At 47.8% G+C, this 17,669-nt stretch carries 16 protein-coding genes; 1 reads left to right on the top strand and 15 read right to left on the bottom strand.

Annotated features, from left to right (window positions below; genetic code table 11):
* Positions 1-12 precede the first annotated feature (12 nt).
* The 7 genes from FHS17_RS08790 to FHS17_RS08760 all read right to left on the bottom strand — a co-directional run bounded on the left by FHS17_RS08790 (position 13) and on the right by FHS17_RS08760 (position 8,214).
* Positions 13-771: a DeoR/GlpR family DNA-binding transcription regulator gene (locus FHS17_RS08790; RefSeq protein ID WP_167277989.1), complete on the bottom strand. Its 759-nt coding sequence runs from the start codon at positions 769-771 to the stop codon at positions 13-15.
* Between the two features lie 374 nt (positions 772-1,145).
* On the bottom strand, positions 1,146-1,355 hold the full coding sequence (rpoZ, locus tag FHS17_RS08785) for a DNA-directed RNA polymerase subunit omega (protein ID WP_167277987.1): 210 nt from the start codon (positions 1,353-1,355) through the stop codon (positions 1,146-1,148).
* Positions 1,356-1,370: 15 nt separating this feature from the next.
* The gene (gmk, locus tag FHS17_RS08780; RefSeq protein ID WP_167277985.1) at positions 1,371-1,991 is read right to left on the bottom strand and encodes a guanylate kinase; all 621 of its coding nucleotides are present in this window, start codon (positions 1,989-1,991) and stop codon (positions 1,371-1,373) included.
* Between the two features lie 13 nt (positions 1,992-2,004).
* Positions 2,005-2,265, bottom strand: a complete 261-nt coding sequence (remA, locus tag FHS17_RS08775) for an extracellular matrix/biofilm regulator RemA (protein WP_005548256.1) — start codon at positions 2,263-2,265, stop codon at positions 2,005-2,007.
* A gap of 300 nt (positions 2,266-2,565) precedes the next feature.
* Positions 2,566-4,455 (bottom strand): bifunctional homocysteine S-methyltransferase/methylenetetrahydrofolate reductase, encoded by a 1,890-nt coding sequence (locus tag FHS17_RS08770; protein ID WP_167277983.1) that lies wholly within the window; start codon positions 4,453-4,455, stop codon positions 2,566-2,568.
* A 15-nt stretch (positions 4,456-4,470) separates the two neighbouring features.
* Entirely contained in the window at positions 4,471-5,301 is an 831-nt protein-coding gene (gene dapF / locus FHS17_RS08765; RefSeq protein WP_167277982.1) for a diaminopimelate epimerase, read from the bottom strand.
* 132 nt (positions 5,302-5,433) lie between these two features.
* Positions 5,434-8,214, bottom strand: a complete 2,781-nt coding sequence (locus tag FHS17_RS08760; protein ID WP_167277981.1) for a calcium-translocating P-type ATPase, SERCA-type — start codon at positions 8,212-8,214, stop codon at positions 5,434-5,436.
* 157 nt (positions 8,215-8,371) lie between these two features.
* Here FHS17_RS08760 and FHS17_RS08755 point away from each other — a divergent pair, with 157 nt between their 5' ends.
* Positions 8,372-10,114, top strand: a complete 1,743-nt coding sequence (locus tag FHS17_RS08755) for an Rqc2 family fibronectin-binding protein (RefSeq protein ID WP_167277978.1) — start codon at positions 8,372-8,374, stop codon at positions 10,112-10,114.
* A 129-nt stretch (positions 10,115-10,243) separates the two neighbouring features.
* Here the strand turns inward: FHS17_RS08755 and FHS17_RS08750 are convergent, their stop codons facing one another.
* From FHS17_RS08750 to FHS17_RS08715, 8 genes are all read right to left on the bottom strand, one after another.
* On the bottom strand, positions 10,244-11,101 hold the full coding sequence (locus FHS17_RS08750) for a PHP domain-containing protein (protein WP_167277975.1): 858 nt from the start codon (positions 11,099-11,101) through the stop codon (positions 10,244-10,246).
* A complete protein-coding gene (locus FHS17_RS08745) occupies positions 11,092-12,003 on the bottom strand; it encodes a selenium metabolism-associated LysR family transcriptional regulator (protein WP_167277972.1) in 912 nt (303 codons plus the stop codon). The genes FHS17_RS08750 and FHS17_RS08745 overlap by 10 nt, the downstream gene beginning before the upstream one ends.
* Before the next feature lie 104 nt (positions 12,004-12,107).
* On the bottom strand, positions 12,108-12,545 hold the full coding sequence (locus FHS17_RS08740) for a hypothetical protein (RefSeq protein ID WP_167277969.1): 438 nt from the start codon (positions 12,543-12,545) through the stop codon (positions 12,108-12,110).
* 208 nt (positions 12,546-12,753) lie between these two features.
* Complete coding sequence (locus FHS17_RS08735) at positions 12,754-13,017, bottom strand: YlbG family protein (RefSeq protein WP_167278205.1); 264 nt, start codon at positions 13,015-13,017, stop codon at positions 12,754-12,756.
* A 37-nt stretch (positions 13,018-13,054) separates the two neighbouring features.
* Complete coding sequence (locus tag FHS17_RS08730; protein ID WP_167277967.1) at positions 13,055-13,531, bottom strand: YlbF/YmcA family competence regulator; 477 nt, start codon at positions 13,529-13,531, stop codon at positions 13,055-13,057.
* A gap of 73 nt (positions 13,532-13,604) precedes the next feature.
* Positions 13,605-15,386, bottom strand: a complete 1,782-nt coding sequence (locus tag FHS17_RS08725; RefSeq protein ID WP_167277964.1) for a helicase-associated domain-containing protein — start codon at positions 15,384-15,386, stop codon at positions 13,605-13,607.
* Positions 15,387-15,401: 15 nt separating this feature from the next.
* Entirely contained in the window at positions 15,402-17,069 is a 1,668-nt protein-coding gene (locus tag FHS17_RS08720) for a DNA repair helicase XPB (RefSeq protein ID WP_167277962.1), read from the bottom strand.
* Between the two features lie 129 nt (positions 17,070-17,198).
* Positions 17,199-17,621, bottom strand: a complete 423-nt coding sequence (locus tag FHS17_RS08715) for a CBS domain-containing protein (protein ID WP_167277959.1) — start codon at positions 17,619-17,621, stop codon at positions 17,199-17,201.
* Between the last annotated feature and the right edge of the window lie 48 nt (positions 17,622-17,669).

Here is a 17,669-nt window from a genome sequence, read left to right as displayed (position 1 = left end):
CGTATCAATTCGTTAAACTAACGTAACCGTTATGGAACGCTCAGATAATTGGGTAATCGCATCCTGTGGAAGACGGCGATCTGTGATGATGGCATTAACCTCTGCCAAGTCACCTACATGTGTAAAAGCTTGAACGCCAAACTTGCTGGAATCCGCCAGCAGAATAACTTGTTCCGCAATGCCGAGCATCTTGTGTTTAATGCGTGCTTGAAGCTCATTAGATTCACTAATGCCGCGCTCCAAATGCACACCCTTGCAGGATAAAAACAGCTTGTTCACATGATAGGATTCAAGTGACCGTTCAGCAAGCGGTCCAACATAAGATAAAGATCGCGAAGCAAGAATGCCGCCGGTCGAGATCACTTCGATCTTCTCTTTACTGCTTAGCGCAATGGCAACTTTTATCGAATTGGTCAATACGGTGAGCGGTATATCTGGCAGAATCGATGCCATATACCAAGCTGTTGAGCTGGCATCCAGCAAAATCCGGTCATTAGGCTTAATCAGCTTGACCGCTTCCTCAGCAATACGTCTTTTCTCATCCGCATGCATAATTTCCCGTTCTGCAACCGGAGTCTCCGGTTGTGTATCTTTTATGCTTACTGCTCCGCCATGAGAACGGCGCAGACGTCCAGCTTGCTCTAAACGGTCAAGATCCCGGCGAATGGTCTCCTCCGTCACCTGACAGAGCTCACTCAGCTCCGATACCCGAATACTGCCCCGCTCATTAACCAATCGAACTATCGCTTCATACCGTTCCGCAACCAGCATAGCCTACCTCTTTCTCTTTCATCTCATTTTTCCATTACCTACCGATATTTCACCCATGAAACGACAGCTCCTCCTAAGGACGGCGCAGCCGTTTACACTTGAGGCCAAGCTATTTATTATACAACGAAGGAATGTAAGTCTATTACGAGAATAAGTTAGGCCAAATTAACAAGTATCCCATAACAACTGCTTCATTTTGTTTTCCCCCGTTTAAGATTTGTTTTTGTTTGTTTATATGTTAACATGTTTGTTTGTTTTTGAAAACAACTATTTCAAACAAAAACGGACATAAGCGGATATGTTTGGAGAAAACAGCTTGATCAAAAAAAATAGGATGGAGCCATTGGCCCCATCCTATCCTTCAATACCTCTTATTAGTCGTCTTTGCCTTCTGTTTGTTCAACAATCACGATATCGTGATAGATCTCTTCCAGGGCAACGCCAACAAATTTACGGGATTTCGGGTTGCGTAGTTCGGATTTCTCACCATTACGCAGCATACGTGCACGTCTCGAAGCCGCTACAACGAGCGAATACTTGCTGTCTACCTTTTTAACCATTTCATCAATCGATGGATACAACATTGTTCTTCACCTCGCTCAGGCTTTCTCGGGTTGCAAAGATGGCATTTCTCCCAAATGAGAATAATACCGGTCTCTGCGGCAATGCTCAGCTACAATAATACTTTGAATACGATGACATGCGGCATCAATCTCATCGTTAACTACCGCATAATCATAATGACGGATTAAGTTCATTTCTTCAACCGCAACCGTCATTCGGTTATTAATCGTGTCTTGCGTTTCTGTTCCTCTGCCTGTAATACGCGACTTAAGCTCGTCAAGTGACGGCGGCAGCAAGAAGACAAACACGCCTTCAGGGAACTTCTCTTTCACCTTCAAAGCACCCTGAACTTCAATTTCCAGAATGACGTCTCTGCCACTTGCCAGCGTACTCTCAACGAAATCACGCGGGGTACCATAGCAATTGCCAACGTACTCGGCATGCTCCAGCAGGGCATCATTAGCAATCATATCCAGAAACTGTTCTCTTGACTTGAAGAAATAATTAATGCCATCAATCTCACCTTGTCTAGGTTTCCGTGTCGTTGCCGAAACGGAATAAACAAGCTCAGGCACCTTTTGTCGCAGAACGGAACAAACGGTTCCTTTTCCTACGCCGGAAGGTCCAGACAATACAATCAACAATCCCTTATCCATAATACTCCCCGTACTATTCGTCGTTATCGTCATCCTTAGTCGACAAACGATGTGCTACCGTCTCCGGCTGCACCGCCGATAAAATGACGTGGTCGCTGTCTGTAATAATAACAGCACGCGTGCGTCTTCCGTATGTCGCGTCAATCAGCATATGTCTGTCTCGTGCTTCTTGAATAATCCGTTTAATCGGAGCCGATTCCGGACTAACAATTGAAATAATGCGATTGGCCGAAACGATATTGCCAAAGCCAATATTAATAAGTTTAATAGCCAAGTCAGGTTCCCCCTCCGGTCTTCCTCGTGCAACTCCCATATGAATCAAATCTATTTCTATAAATGTAAATGGCCGACGAATTACTTCATCTACCAAATAACGACAGAACCATTGCACTATTGTTGACGAAAAAAGTCCGGAGCATACGTTCCGCGCCGCGCCTTCACCCGCTGCTGCTATACGCTGCACTGCCTGTCCAGAGCATCATATAGCAGACCAAACAGGTTATGCTCGATCCGTTGTTATATATTTTAAAGGATTTTATAGAAACGAACAAGAGAAAAAGAGAAATCAGACGATTTAGTGTCTTTTTACCCCTGTTTTCGCCCATACATAGTCCGTCAATTGAACGGCCATATCGTAGAACATAAACGGTGTCATGAAGTATATCCCGTTGAAATGCTGAAGTGCTGTATCAAGCAGCTCCTTCGAGATCTGTACGCCCTCCGCTCTTCCCGCAGCGCCTTCCAGACCTGTCATCCGTTTACGAACCAAGTCAGACAATTGGATCCCTGGAACCTCGTTATGTAAGTATTCCGCATTACGCCCGCTCGCAAGCGGCATAATGCCGATGAATACCGGTACAGACAGATGCTTGGTCGCTTCTGCCATCTTTTCAATTAACACCGAATCGTAAACCGGCTGTGTCATAATGTAGTCTGCTCCGGACGCGATTTTACGCTCCAGCCGTTGGACGGCTTTGTCCAAATGCTTCACATTTGGATTAAAAGCTGCACCTACAACGAATTTTGCTTTTTGCTTCAGCGGCTTGCCCGAGAATGCGATCCCCTCATTCAATTGCTTGATCATCTTAATCATTTCGAACGAGGTCAGATCGTACACCGAACTTGAATCGGGCAGATCGCCGAATCTTGCCGGATCGCCTGTGACAGCAAGCACATGGTCGATGCCAAGTGCATCAAGGCCCATCATGTGTGACTGCGTGCCGATCAGGTTCCGGTCGCGGCAGGCAATATGTACAAGCGGCCGCAGTCCGACTTTTTCCTTCACAAGTGCTGCCAGCGCCAAGTTACTCATACGTGTAACCGCAAGTGAGTTATCTGCCATCGTGATGGCATCCGCTCCACAAGCCTTCAGCGCAGCCGCTCCAGCCATAAACTTTGTAATATCCAGATCCCGCGGAGGATCCAGCTCTACGATGACCGTATGTCTTACCTTTACGATATCGACAAGATTAGGTTCCAACAAAATTGGAGCCTCCGGACGTTCCTCCGAAGCGTCTTTCACAACCTCTGTCTGCTCCGATAAGTCAATAACTTCCGGTTCAGGAACAACTGCAACAGCAGCTGCATTGATTTGAGGCTTGTAGTCTTTGAGCGCCTTCGCCATGGCAGCAATATGCTCTGGCGTTGTTCCACAGCATCCGCCAATAATCCGTGCTCCGCGGTCTGCGAAACGTAATGCCATCTCAGCAAAATAATCCGGTCCAGCCGAATAGGTATATTTCCCGTCTACATAATCCGGAATACCTGCATTCGGGAAGATGGACAGAGGCAGGCCTACCGGACCACCAATAGCGTCAACCGCCCGCATAATCCCGTTAGGGCCGCTGCGGCAGTTGAAGCCAACCACGTCTGCCCCTTCATTCTTGAGCAGCGTGAAAGCATCCAAAAGTCCCGTTCCGTCCTGCGTACGGCCGACGTCTTCGACCGCAAATTGACAGATTACGGGCACTTGAGAAACTTTACGGATAAGTCCTAGTGCAAGACGCATCTCATCCAATTCATAGAATGTTTCGAATAAGATGCCGTCCACACCTTCCGAAAGCAATGCATGAAGCTGACGCTCAAATGCATCACTTACTTCGGAATCATTAAGGTCCTTCAGCTTGCCTGTCCGGATTGAGCCTACGGCTCCCACCACATAAGCATCAGAAGCCGCGGCCGCTTTGGCAATACGAGCCCCTGCCCGGTTAATCGCTTCCATTTCGGACTCCAAGCCGTATTTTGACAGCTTGACCAAATTGGCAGAGAACGTATTAGTCTCAATAACGCGAGCTCCTGCTTCATAATACCGGCGGTGGACACTCTCAATAACATCCGGACGGGTCATATTTAATTCTTCGTAAGAAACGCCGACAGGGAACCCCATCTGATACAGATAGGTTCCCATCGCGCCGTCCCCGGTTAAGATACGCTGCTTAAGCTTCGTTCTCAAATCGGGCTTCATATTCATTTCTCCCTATTACCATTCACCGCGGAACACTTCGGCTGCAGGTCCTGTCATATAAACATGATTATCTGCTTCGTTCCATTCAATCGTCAGGTCGCCGCCTTTAAGCGATACAACCGCAGTACGCTCCGTGAATCCGTTCAATACGGATGAAACAACTGTTGCACATGCGCCAGTACCACAAGCAAGTGTAGGGCCTGCACCGCGCTCCCATACACGCATTTCTGTATGTTCACGCGATGTAACGGTCACGAACTCGACATTGATTTTGCGTGGGAACATAGGATGTGTCTCCAGCTTAGGTCCCCAAGTTGCAAGATCAAAGTTCGCAGCATCATCCACATAGATAACACAATGCGGGTTACCCATCGATACGGCTGTGAAGCGGAATTCACGTCCGTCAACTTCGATTGGATGCTCAATCACACGCTCTGCATCAACGGTTGTTGGTACTTGCAGTCCGTTCAGAATCGGTTCACCCATATCAACACGTACGGATTGGACTTTACCGTCCGATACTGACAGTTGAACGGTTTGTGCACCAGCACCAAGTGTTTCGATCTTAATCTCTTCTTTATTCGTCAGGCCGTTATCGAATACATATTTCGCTACACAGCGAATGGCATTGCCACATTGCTCAGCTTCCGAACCGTCGGAGTTGATAATACGCATGCGGAAATCCGCAATGTCCGAAGGCAGGATATAGACAAGTCCATCTGCTCCGATTCCGAAGAAACGGTTGCACAAATTGACTGCCAGCTCTGCTACATTATCAGGCAGCTGTTGCTCACCTGCTACTACGATAAAATCATTGCCTAAACCATTCATTTTTGTAAATTTCATTATAAGGTTCCCCTTTACTGCAGCTAATTAGTAAGAATCAAGCTATCATTTTTTTCTTAGCATACAGCAAAGCCTGACGAAACGCTATTCATAATTCCGATCATGATTTGCACTTTTTCCCGTCAGTTATATTTATACATTTTTATATTTGAACGACATGTTGGCTTGCTTGCTTTTTGGCTTGCTGGTGCCAAGAACGCTGCCAATGCCCATCAGGAATGTTGGGATACCTGCAGCTACAAACACAAGGCACCAGTCACGGAAGTGAAGCGGTACAGTCTTGAAGATTGGCTGAAGCATTGGAATGTACAGAACGCCGATCATAAGAATCAAGGACGACAGAACGGCGAGCACTAAATAACGATTCTGAAGCATATTACGATGGAAAATCGATCGCGAGCTGCGGCAGTCAAAGACGTGAATCAATTGAGCAAGAACCAAGGTGGCAAAAGCAACAGTCTGCGCTTTGGTAAGCTGCTCTGCAGCTGTTCCTGGAGCCATCTTCAGGGTGATCCAGAATGCGGCAAGCGTACAAACGCCGATTAATACACCGCGGCTTATGATTTTCCAGCCTAACCTTCTTGCAAAGACGCTCTCTTTGGCAGAACGCGGCTTCTGCTGCATGAGATCCTTCTCCGCCTGGTCAACACCTAGAGCCATGGCAGGCAATCCGTCTGTTACAAGGTTCACCCAAAGGATCTGAATCGGAACCAGCGGCAGCGGAAGTCCGGCCATCATAGCTAAGAACATCGTCAATATTTCGCCAACGTTGGAAGCAAGCAGGTAACGGATGAACTTGCGAATATTCTCATAAATGCTACGGCCTTCCTCAATCGCCGATACAATCGTAGCAAAATTGTCATCGCTGAGGATAAGTGCAGAAGCTTCCTTCGATACATCCGTCCCCGTTATACCCATCGCAATCCCGATATCTGCTGCTTTGATGGCAGGTGCATCATTAACGCCATCCCCTGTCATCGCAACGACATGTCCTTTTCGCTGCAGTGATTTGACAATCCGCAGCTTATGTTCTGGCGATACGCGGGCATATACATAAATATTATCAACGTGACGGTCCAACTGCTCATCTGTCATATTCTCGAGCTGCCTTCCACTCATCGCTACACCACCGCGAGGCATAATGCCAAGCTGGTTCGCAATCGCTTCGGCAGTAAGCTGATGGTCGCCCGTAATCATAACTGTCTTGATGCCTGCACGTCGGCAGGTAGCAATCGCTTCGCGCACTTCGCGGCGCGGTGGGTCAATCATACCAGTCAGGCCAACGAATACGAGCTGGCATTCCACATCGGCTTCTGTCTCCATAGCTTCGCCGCCGCGAAGATCACGGTAAGCGAGGCCAAGCACCCTCAGAGCAGACTGTGCCATTTCCTCCGCAGCTTCAGCACATTTCTTCTTCAAAGTTGCAGTGAAAGGTACCACTTTACCATCCCACAGTACATAGCTGCAGTGATCCATCAGCACATCCGATGCGCCTTTCGTATAAATGACGCGGCCGCCTTGATGCGATACAACAACGCTCATCCGTTTCCGTTCCGAATCAAAAGGAAACTCTTTTTCCCTCTTATATAAGCCTTCCAGCGATTTAGCGGACATTCCCAGCTTGGCCGACAATACAGTAAGCGCACCTTCTGTCGGATCGCCTTTGAGCACCCATTCCTCTTGTATTTCCTTGCTCTTCCGTTTCTTCGAATCCTGCTGCTCGACTTGTGTAACCGTAGCATTGTTGCAAAGAGCCGAGATCTGCAGAAGCCGCTTCAGCGAAATATCATGCTTCACATCAACCGCAGCGCCTTCCTCGAATACTGCCCCTGATGGATCATAGCCCTCACCAGTTACCTTAAGGTGACGGCCTCCAAGCCATAAATTGGTTACGGTCATTTTATTTTGCGTCAGCGTTCCTGTTTTATCCGAGCAAATGACTGATGCGCAGCCTAATGTCTCCACAGAAGGCAGCTTTCGGACAATTGCTTTCCGTTTGATCATCCGTTGTACACCAAGTGCGAGTGCAATGGTAACAATAGCTGGAAGACCTTCCGGAATGGCCGCAACAGCAAGGCTAACCCCTGCAAGGAACATGCCATAGGCAGGCTGTCCATGCAAAATACCGGCAATAACGACCATGATGGTAAGTCCGATCGCTACGGCGATTAGTATTTTACCAAGCTGCTCCAGTCTGTGCTGAAGCGGAGTTTCCATCGATTCCGTCTGCTGGATGAGTCCTGCGATTTTACCCATTTCCGTTTCCATGCCTGTCCGGACAACAACACCTTTAGCGGTGCCACGAGTAAGCATCGTACCCATAAAGCCCAAGTTACGCTGATCACCAAGCGGCAGCTCAGCCTCATGGATAGCAGCGGCATGTTTGCCTACCGGTACAGATTCCCCAGTCAGGGCGGATTCCTCTGCGTAACAGCTGTTTGCCTCAAGAAGCCGGATATCGGCCGGAATACGGTCTCCACTCTCAAGCAGGACAATATCACCTTTTACAAGATCTTTGGCTGCAATAACAAGCTGTTCTCCTGCACGGAGTACCTTCGCCGTTGGGGCAGACAGTTCCTTGAGGGCACTAAGGGATTTCTCAGCACGGAACTCCTGAATGAATCCGAGAATCGCATTTAGTGCAATGATCGCCACGATCGTGACAGCATCCAGGTATTCTCCGAGGAGGCCCGATATTAGAGTAGCGCCCATTAGCACAAGCACCATGAAATCTTTAAATTGATTCAGAAAAAGCATAACCGGCGAAATCCGTTCGCCCTCCGCCAGCTCATTCCGGCCGTTATTCGACAGTCTTTCCGCCGCTTCCGATGCATTCAGCCCTTGCGCAAGTGAGCTGCCCAGCGTATTCGCCAGATCGCCCGCCTCCATTTGGTGCCATTTCATTTGTTCCATTGTACGACTCCCTCCCGTATATGCCGAGCGCTCTCGGACAGCCTCTCAAGCCTAAATGTATTCGGACAAACTGCAAAATATCCCACTTAAGGACTTAAGTTTTTGCTTTAACTATGGCATGATAGAGAAAGACATATATTAAAGGAGATACAACCTCATGGCCTTAGACGGCATTGTTATACACGCTCTAGTAGAAGAGTTACAGCGTTGTATTGGCGCTCGCATTCATAAAATCCACCAGCCTACGAACAATGAGCTCGTATTCAGCATTCGTGGTGCAGGTGCTCAGGGTAAGCTGCTCTTATCCGCTAATCCGACTTATCCGCGTATACACTGGACAAACGCAACCCACGTTAATCCAATGGAAGCGCCAATGTTCTGCATGCTTATGCGCAAATATTGCGAAGGAGCCACGATCGAAGCGGTTCGTCAAGTGGGACGCGAGAGAATCATTCATATGGATGTAAGGCACCGAGACGAGCTGGGCGATATTTCATTTAAGACGATTGTTATCGAAATTATGGGACGCCACAGTAATATCATTCTGCTGGATCCGTCAACAGGCACGATTCACGACGGCATTCATCATGTGACGCCTGCCATCAGTTCGTTCCGGATCGTTATGCCAGGAAGCCGCTATACGGCCCCTCCTGACCAAGGAAAAGTTGATCCGCTCGATATGATGAATGAAGACCAGTTCAAGGCCGCAATGACACAGGCAGATACTCCTGAAGATGCCGAGGTATTACCTCCTCAGCGGCAGCTTGTACAATCGTTCAGCGGGCTTAGCCCCCTGTTAGCGAAAGAAATCGTATATCGTGCTGAGACTGGAAGCAGTTCGCTCTGGAGCAGCTTCCAGACACTCATGAACGAAGTGCGGGACCATGTCTATAACCCAACAATTGCCGTTGATGCCAATGGCAAAGCATTCTTCTCTATAACGCAGCTTACACATATCCAAGGCTCGTCTGAGTCATACGCAACAATTAGCGAATGCCTGGAAGCCTTTTATGGGGATAAAGCAGAGCGTGACACGGTAAAGCAGCGTGCGCTCGATTTGATCCGTTTCGTACAGAATGAAAAGGCGAAGAACGAGAAGAAGATAGAGAAACTCCAAGAAACAGTTGATGAGGCTCAAGATGCGGATAAATACCGTGTGCTCGGTGAACTGTTAACAGCTTATATGCACCAGATTAACCGTGGAGATAAGTCGGTCGAACTGATCAATTTCTATGATGAGGAGCAGGCTATCGTCAAAATTGATCTTGATGTGCAGCTAACTCCATCCGACAATGCCCAGCGCTATTTCCGCAAGTATACGAAGCAAAAGAACAGTATTGCGGTTGTTGAGGAACAAATGGCCATCGCTCAAGACGAGATCACATACATGGAGACGCTGCTGCAGCAGCTCGACAATGCGTCGCTAGCTGATATCGTGGAAATTAGAGAAGAGCTTGTGGAGCAAGGGTATCTACGAAATAAGGTCAAACGTGGTCCAAAGAAGAAAAAAGCAGCAAAACCGACCCTGCTCTGCTACACCTCATCAGAAGGTGTCAGCATCTATGTAGGCAAGAACAATACGCAAAACGAATACTTAACGAACCGGCTCGCTTCCCCATCTGATGTATGGCTGCATACCAAAGATATTCCAGGTTCCCACGTAGTTATCCGTGGCGGTGACTTTGGTGATGTAACCCTTGAGGAGGCTGCTATGTTATCGGGCTATTACAGCCAGGCTCGGGAGTCCAGTATGATCCCGGTCGATTATACCTTTATCCGCCATGTCCGTAAGCCAAGCGGCGCAAAGCCCGGCTTCGTCATCTATGACCATCAGAAGACCTTGTTCATCACCCCTGATGAGCAGCGGATCAAAGCATTACCATCACGTAGTGTGAACTAAACGAATAAAGGGTCTGTCTCCAAAGTCATTCATTATGACGATGTGACAGACCCTATTTCATTTGGGTTAAAACGGCAGGCAGCGCATTGGAATGTTCTTCCGATCGCCATTGCTCGGGGTTATAAACATCTATTCTGAATCCGGCTTTAACTGTTCAAGCACAGCAGCATCCACGGTCCTGCTGCCGAGTTCACCATGAAATACTTCCCCTTGACGCTCACCGTGAAAATCGGACCCACCTGTCATGATCAGTCCATGCCGCTCAGCAATCTGTCTATACCGCTCTTCTTCTTCGGGACCATGATCGGAGTGATAGACCTCTATGCCTTGAATCCCTTTGCTAATTAACTGCTCGACGAGATCATCACGGTTATATAAGCCGGGATGGGCGATACTACTTGTGCCTCCCGCTTCGCGGATCCATTCTATCGCTTCAAAGGGATGTAACCGAGGAGGATTAACATAAGCAGCGCCGCCTTCAGCCAAATATCGGTCAAAGGCTTCTGACATAGTTGCAACGACACCTTTCCGAATGAGCAGCTCGGCAATATGCGGCCTTCCAATTGTTTTTCCTTTGCCGCTACTAGCTCCTGCTTGTTCTGCGGCAATCTGTTCCACTTCCTGCATGGAGATAGATACGCCAAGCTCCACAAGCCGATTGACGATCATCTCATTACGTCTGCCGCGTGTCGTCCGAAGTCCTGCCAAACGCTCCTGCCACACTTCATCCTGCCCATTCGCGTAATAAGCAAGAATATGAATATCGCGACCATCAGCAACTGTACTCAGCTCAATACCGGGAACAACGATAATCCCTATCTTCTGCCCTTCGGCAATCGCTTCCTCTACCCCTGCCATCGTGTCATGATCTGTTATAGCTACAGCAGCAAGACCAGCCGCCTTAGCACGGGCAACAACTGCTGCAGGAGACATCGTTCCATCGGAAGCCGTTGTGTGGGCATGTAAATCTGCTCTTCCTACAACCATTGCTGCAAATCCTTCTCTCTTAAGAAAGTTAAAAACGTCACTGCCGAAATCGGCAGCAGGGTTGATTTCTGATAAATTGAATAAAACTGTCGTTTAAATCTGGTGTCTGCGATTGGCACTACATGCAGGAGACCTAGTGCTACTTCATGTTTTATCGATGATTCAGAGACGAAAGACACTCCAAGACCTGCTTCTACCGCTGACTTAACCGCCCCTGTACTGCCCAGCTCCATGACGATTTTTAAATCAGCGGGATCGATATTCTTGCGCTTCAGCTGCTCCTCCATAACTAGACGTGTGCCGGAGCCTTGCTCCCGCAGCACAAACGGATAATCCGCTACTTCATCCAGCAGAACCGTAGAACGTTTCGAAAGTGGATGGTCTTTAGGCACGATCAGCTTCAATTCATCGCTCATGACCGCTTCCATCTGCATATCAGGATGGTTAACAGGTGCTTCTATCAAGCCAAATGTAAGCTGATGATTCATAATCTCTTCCATAATCTGTGCCGTATTCATAACCTTCATGCTAATTGCTATATCTGGAAACGTCTGCCCAAAAGGTCCAAGCAGACGCGGCAATATGTATTCTCCAATGGTCAGGCTGGCTCCAAGCAGCAGCCTTCCCTTTAAGTGTGCAGTAAAGGTAGACATCGCTTGGTCCGTGTCACGAATCAGCTCAATGCTTCTTCTCGCATAAGGCATTAACGCCCGGCCTGCTTCGGTCAAGTCAATTCGTTTGGTCGATCGCTGCAGCAGCTTGGTTCCAAAATAGTCCTCAAGCGACTGTACTTGCATCGTAACTGCTGGTTGTGTCATATGCAGCGATTGGGCGGCTGCAGAGAAGCTCCCCCGTTCAGCTACCGTATAAAAAATATGAAGTTGATGAAAATTAAGCGCCATCTTTCCGACCTTCCTCTCTTCTTAGCGGTTATTATACTACAATCGAAAGCAAAAAAGCGCAGCATCCTTAAGTTAAGGATGCTGCGCCAACTGCAATGCTTCGATTATTTTCTCTTACGACTGTTTTTCACCAAGGTCATACGTCTCGAATGACGAAGCCAGGAATAATACGACTTCAGGTCACGCAATTCTATCGTCTCTGACATACGCCCTAGGAAGGTAACAACGATCATCTTATGAAGTTGATTGCCTAGCAGATCCAGATCGGTTTCAGATGTTGCAAACTCCGCTACAAATACGAGATCATCATCTATTAAATAGACATCTTCTTCGTTACGATAATAGGGCTCAATTCGATCTTGCTTCAAACATTCCCATAAAAACTCGGCGATATCCTCATATCCTGTCTTCTCGCTCTCCACCCGATCCATCCACCGGCTCCTGGCATGGTTAGTAATGACGATGTCTGCTACTTTCTTATCGCCTAATTCGACATAAAAAGTTTCATAAGTGCTCCATCTTCTAGTCATTTTGTCCTTCATCGTCCATCACACCCCCGTCTTAGGAACCAGGTCTTTTTTACCAATTTCTTATGTATATCAGTATTTTACCATGTTCGTCCGAGATTTCAACAAAAAAATAAACTAAGACCAAAAATGTAATTATTTGTAAAACTTAATAAAAGAAAGAAGATCGCCGTATACATGGTCACATCGTGTACCAGCGATCTTCCGAGTAATAATATTTTTATTACATGCTATAAAATCTTGTTTTATCTTCATTATCTTTCGTGTACTCGGTTTTCAGTTCATTTCGGTAGGACCGCTCTACCTTACGGACAAATGGAAGACGGCTAATGCTCTTCACTGCTTCCTCCGCACGTTCCGCGTTCATGTAAATGACTACATAATGCATTTTACGTGACATATAATGAACGGTTCCGTACTTTTCCAGCGTCCTTGCCGCTTTCAGATCACTGACCCATATAATATAACCTGTACGTTCCGGTAACAACATCTATTCCCTCCGTCGAGTCGAATCAAGCAAAGGGCTAGCCGCAGCCGCCGCTTCCACAGCTACATGATCCGCCGCTTCCGCAGCCGCCCGTTTTCCCTTCATTGCCCGGTACCTTGATCGTATCGGATACCGATTCCGCAATCGTGCGTGATACATCATATAGCATTGTATCAACCATTTGCTCGGCCAGCTTGAAACGTTTAACCGCTTCGATCTGGTCCAGCTCCCGCTCGATTTGCTTTACTTTGTCCTTAGCTGAATGGTAATCCGGATGAAATCTTCCGAATCGCTGGCATTCCGAGAACAGCTCCTTCGCTTTCTCGAATTGTCTGGACAATTGCTTCACCTGATCGTCCTGGTGTACAGCTTCTTTCCAATATAGATAATCAGCAACTTCCGCTGATTGATTAATCTGATCACCTAGCTCGTACGCACATAGCAGCAGCGACGCCATGTCCAGCGAAGAAACGCCGCTTGCACCATTTTCAGACAGAACCGTGGTCGTTGGCATTTGTTCACCTCATTTTCTTAAACGCTTACTTCCATTCTATCATATCATAATCATTCAACGAATAGATACAATTTTACACAAATCCACTCGCTCCCGGAACAACCAACTTCATCCCCTGCCACATTTCCGGGGTTAAGCAAACTTCCCGATACGAATGATCCTCCCGCAAGATGCCGGTGACCGTCCAGCCCCCCTCCAGCCTTTCCAGCTTGGCAGGAACAAAGGCCACAACAGACTCATCTATGCTTAGTTGAACTGGCGTCTGCCAGCTCAAAGCTTTCTCCAATATTTCAAGACGCGTCGAATGATGGTAGGACCTTAACTGCTGAATCCAGCTTAACGGCACTCGATCCAGTTCGGGCAGGAATCTCTCAATGGTAAAGTCCTCGTGGTTCATAAGCTCATAGTGCTCCAGCGTTTGGAGAGGCGACTTTAAGACAATCTCACTCGCTGATTGAGCAGTTAGCGGCATTGGTGGATACGAATGAAATCTTTCCACTAGCAGAGCCTCCTGGCCTGCTCCCTGCTTCCCCCAGTCTGCAAGGCTGGATTCTAATAAAGGGGATAGTGGAGCATCCCCAGATGCCATATGTAAAAAAGTCATAATCGTCGAAATCGTCCGGCCATATTCTAATGCCCTTCCTATTGATTGGCGAGTCAACTTCCAGATCGAAATATGATCTTCGCTTTTTCGCTCAGCAATGAGCTCCAGCTCCCAGCGAATGCTGTAGTGACAGCCTGGAAGCACGATAATATCACCATTAGGCTCCAGGAGAATGGGTTCAAATGAAGTTTTTCCTTGCTGTTTCTCGAGCAAATCTTGAGGTCGGATCGTCCAGCGCAGCAACTTCTCACTATCTGTATGAGCCAGCTCTATCCAGCCTAGTGCACGCAGAAGGTTCAACCAGCTTGCCCAATTCGATTGAGCTCCCCATTCGTCTGTTTCCATTCCTATACGATTAAGCTGCCTTTCTAATTCCAGCTCGGAATACCATACTCCAGGAGCTAAACGAATAAGAAGAGCAGCCGCATTACGGGCCTTTGTCAGCAGTTCATCCAAACACCACCGGAGCAGATGAGCCTCACGTGAGGCTTCGGATTGATTCATCCATGCAGCAAGAGCGTCCTCCTCCCACTTCAGCCTGCCGTCAGCACAAGTCAGTACTCCTAGTTGGAAGCTAAGCTTCAGCACAAAAGATAGCACCGGCGCGTATGGATCCTCAGGCTCAGCCTGCCATCCAGCTTGTAGTAGATCCGAATCAGCCAATCCAATTGCCTGAGCTACTTTGGCAGCTGTTTTTTTGGGGAGAGTACCCTTTGTCGTCAGCCCTAGTCCAGATCTGCCCAACTCCGCCCAGGCCGCAAGCAGTTGTCTGCCAAGCAATACATTAGGCGACTCCTCCTGCTTCTGTTCCCAGTGCCCATAGCCGCTATTAATGGCTGAGGGCTCTGCATCAATCGGGAACAATATATGATGCCATATCATAAAGCAATCGCTTGGCAATGCATATAAACGCTCTCCCCAGCCTTTGCGCAGTGCAAAGAGGATTCCAGCATTTTGTAATTGGATAAGCCCGTAACGAAATTCCGCACCTGACAAATCCGTTCGGAGTGCTCCTGAAGAAAAAAGCCGTTCCTCGTGAACAGGACCGGCTCCAAAGCAACTATAGAACGCGCGCAAGACAGCGGTACTTGCTTTATCCATCCGGTTAACTGCCGCCTTAACGGTCGGCATATCGATAACAGCCTCTTCCCAGCTAAGCCCGTGTGAAGCAGCGTCTATCCAAAAGGAAGAATTCATGAATTGCTGCTTAGCATGGTTTGTCAGCTTCTCCGACCATTCTTTCACAAACACGAAGTGATTCCTCCCTTAAGGTGATTTCTCGAGCTCGTATTGATAGCCTTGCTCCAGCAGAAACAGCTGTCGTCTCGCGGCATAATCGGTTTCACTCGTGTCATCAGACACAACGGTATAAAACCAGGCCTCATTTAAACCATCTTTCGGACGTAATATCCTTCCAATACGCTGTGCCTCTTCTTGCCTTGAGCCATAGCTTCCTGAGATTTGAATGGCAACAGCTGCATCTGGCAGGTCTACTGCAAAATTCGCTACCTTCGAAACAGCAAGAACTGGAACCTCTCCCGACTTAAATTGCTCATACAAGGTTTGACGTTCCTCCTGTGGCAGCTCACCTGTAATGACCGGCACCTTCAGGGTATCCGCGATGGAATGCAGCTGGCTCAAATATTGACCGATAATGAGGGTTGGAGTGCCATTATGCCGTTCCAGAAGCTGCCTCACGACGGCGACCTTACCGGGATTCTCTGCTGCAAGCCGAAGCCTTGAACGTTTCTCTGCGGAATGATAAAGCTCCGACATCCCTTGATCCAGTGGTACGCGAATTTCTGTGCATTTGACGGTAGCAATATGGCCCTCCGCTTCGACTGTTTTCCATTGCAGCTCAAATTGCTTAGGTCCAATTAATGAGAATACATCCTCTTCACAGCCGTCCTCGCGAACCAAGGTAGCTGTCAGCCCCAATCTTCGAGTTGCCTGGATTTCAGCTGTCATCCGGAACACAGGAGCAGGCAAAAGATGTACTTCGTCGTATATAATGAGACCCCAATCCCGCTCCGAGAATAACTTCATATGACTAAAGGAATCCTTCTTCGATTTGCGGTGGGTCAGAATCTGATAGGTTGCAATGGTAACCGGTCGAACCTGCTTCGAAGCTCCTGTATATTCGCCTACTTCCGATGGCTGGAGCGTCGTTTTATCAAGCAATTCTTCTTTCCACTGCTGCACGCTGGTTGCATTAGACGTCAAGATCAAAGTTGCACTGTTCAGCCTCGCGAGTGCAGCAATGCCAACAATCGTTTTGCCTGCTCCGCATGGAAGTACAATAACACCGCTGCCGCCTTGGATCGTACCTTCTTTATAAAAGAGCTCAACCGCCTGCCGCTGATAATCCCGTAATGAGAAAGGCTTCCCTTGCAAGGTGGCTGGCCGCAATGCAACTGACAAAGCCTCCCCTGTGTGGTAGCCTGCAAGATCCAGAACCGGGTAACCTAGACGGATAAGCTCTTGTTTTAGCTGACCTCGATATTCGGGATTAACTGCCCAAGCCCCTCCGCTAGATCGTTCCCCTAAACATTCCAATATCGCCTTATGAGCAGCAAGCTCATTCAGAAGGACTTCCTCACCAGCAAGCAAAAGCTTGTCTTCGTATATCTGGAGCCGCAGCTTGCCATACCGATCCATAAGCTTACGTATATTAGACTCCATAACACCAGGAAGACCGTATCTGGCATAGCTTCTTAGCGATTCAATAATTATTTGTGCATCCATGCCTGTTGAAGCAGCATTCCATAAGGATAAAGAAGAAATTTTATATGTATGCCAGTTTCCAGGCCGTTTGATCAGCTCGGCGAACAAGCATAACTTCTTACGCGCTTCCTCCGATCGAGGATGCTCGTAATCAAGCAGAACCGTCATATCGGACTGGACGATTAACGGTAGATCTTGCTTTTCCAACATTACAATCTTCCCCCCAATGATAAAAGCAGTGACCACTCCCCTCACAGTATGCAAAATTATCCATCATTTTATACGGAAAACGGGACTCTCCCGTTGGCTGCTGCCCCCGGAAGAATCCCGTCCAATCATTTAATGTACATGCTCTGATATCTTATTAAGTGCTGCGCCAGCTTCCTGTATGAACGAATCCCGAACCGCCAAATCTCCAATCGCTACCACACCAACCAAATGACCATTATTAACTACAGGGAGTCGACGTATTTGATGCTCAGCCATCAAGTCAGCCGCTTCTTCTATAGAAGTATCTGGCGTGACCGTGAGAAGCTCCGTTGTCATTACAGTCTCGACGTCCGTTGAACCAGAATGCTTCTCCGCGTATCCCCTTACAACTAGATCCCGGTCGGTTACAGCACCGATCAGCTTTGTACCATCTACAATAGGAATAAATCCAATATCATTTTGCTTCATTAATACGGCAAGTTCATAAACATTATCCAATAAAGTTGCCGTTATACACGGCGAGGACATAACATCTTTAATCATATTGCTCATACAGTAAGCCTCCCCAATCGAATCTTCGATTAGGATAACCAGCCTAAA

Source organism: Paenibacillus lupini (assembly GCF_011761355.1).
GTDB lineage: Bacteria > Bacillota > Bacilli > Paenibacillales > Paenibacillaceae > Pristimantibacillus > Pristimantibacillus lupini.
The sequence above is the reverse complement of the archived record's forward strand: the minus strand, read 5'-3'. Positions and strand labels throughout refer to the sequence as shown.

What these genes read in the sequence shown, in the direction of transcription:
- FHS17_RS08750 (WP_167277975.1), bottom strand. Translation starts at nt 11,101, where the DNA reads ATGGTTGTAGGAAGAGCAGATTTACATGCCCACACAACGGCTTCCGAT.
- FHS17_RS08730 (WP_167277967.1), bottom strand. Translation starts at nt 13,531, where the DNA reads ATGCCAACGACCACGGTTCTGTCTGAAAATGGTGCAAGCGGCGTTTCT.
- FHS17_RS08790 (WP_167277989.1), bottom strand. Translation starts at nt 771, where the DNA reads ATGCTGGTTGCGGAACGGTATGAAGCGATAGTTCGATTGGTTAATGAG.
- FHS17_RS08755 (WP_167277978.1), top strand. Translation starts at nt 8,372, where the DNA reads ATGGCCTTAGACGGCATTGTTATACACGCTCTAGTAGAAGAGTTACAG.
- rpoZ (WP_167277987.1), bottom strand. Translation starts at nt 1,355, where the DNA reads ATGTTGTATCCATCGATTGATGAAATGGTTAAAAAGGTAGACAGCAAG.
- FHS17_RS08745 (WP_167277972.1), bottom strand. Translation starts at nt 12,003, where the DNA reads ATGGCGCTTAATTTTCATCAACTTCATATTTTTTATACGGTAGCTGAA.
- FHS17_RS08720 (WP_167277962.1), bottom strand. Translation starts at nt 17,069, where the DNA reads ATGTTGGAAAAGCAAGATCTACCGTTAATCGTCCAGTCCGATATGACG.
- FHS17_RS08770 (WP_167277983.1), bottom strand. Translation starts at nt 4,455, where the DNA reads ATGAAGCCCGATTTGAGAACGAAGCTTAAGCAGCGTATCTTAACCGGG.
- FHS17_RS08760 (WP_167277981.1), bottom strand. Translation starts at nt 8,214, where the DNA reads ATGGAACAAATGAAATGGCACCAAATGGAGGCGGGCGATCTGGCGAAT.
- dapF (WP_167277982.1), bottom strand. Translation starts at nt 5,301, where the DNA reads ATGAAATTTACAAAAATGAATGGTTTAGGCAATGATTTTATCGTAGTA.
- FHS17_RS08715 (WP_167277959.1), bottom strand. Translation starts at nt 17,621, where the DNA reads ATGAGCAATATGATTAAAGATGTTATGTCCTCGCCGTGTATAACGGCA.
- gmk (WP_167277985.1), bottom strand. Translation starts at nt 1,991, where the DNA reads ATGGATAAGGGATTGTTGATTGTATTGTCTGGACCTTCCGGCGTAGGA.
- FHS17_RS08740 (WP_167277969.1), bottom strand. Translation starts at nt 12,545, where the DNA reads ATGAAGGACAAAATGACTAGAAGATGGAGCACTTATGAAACTTTTTAT.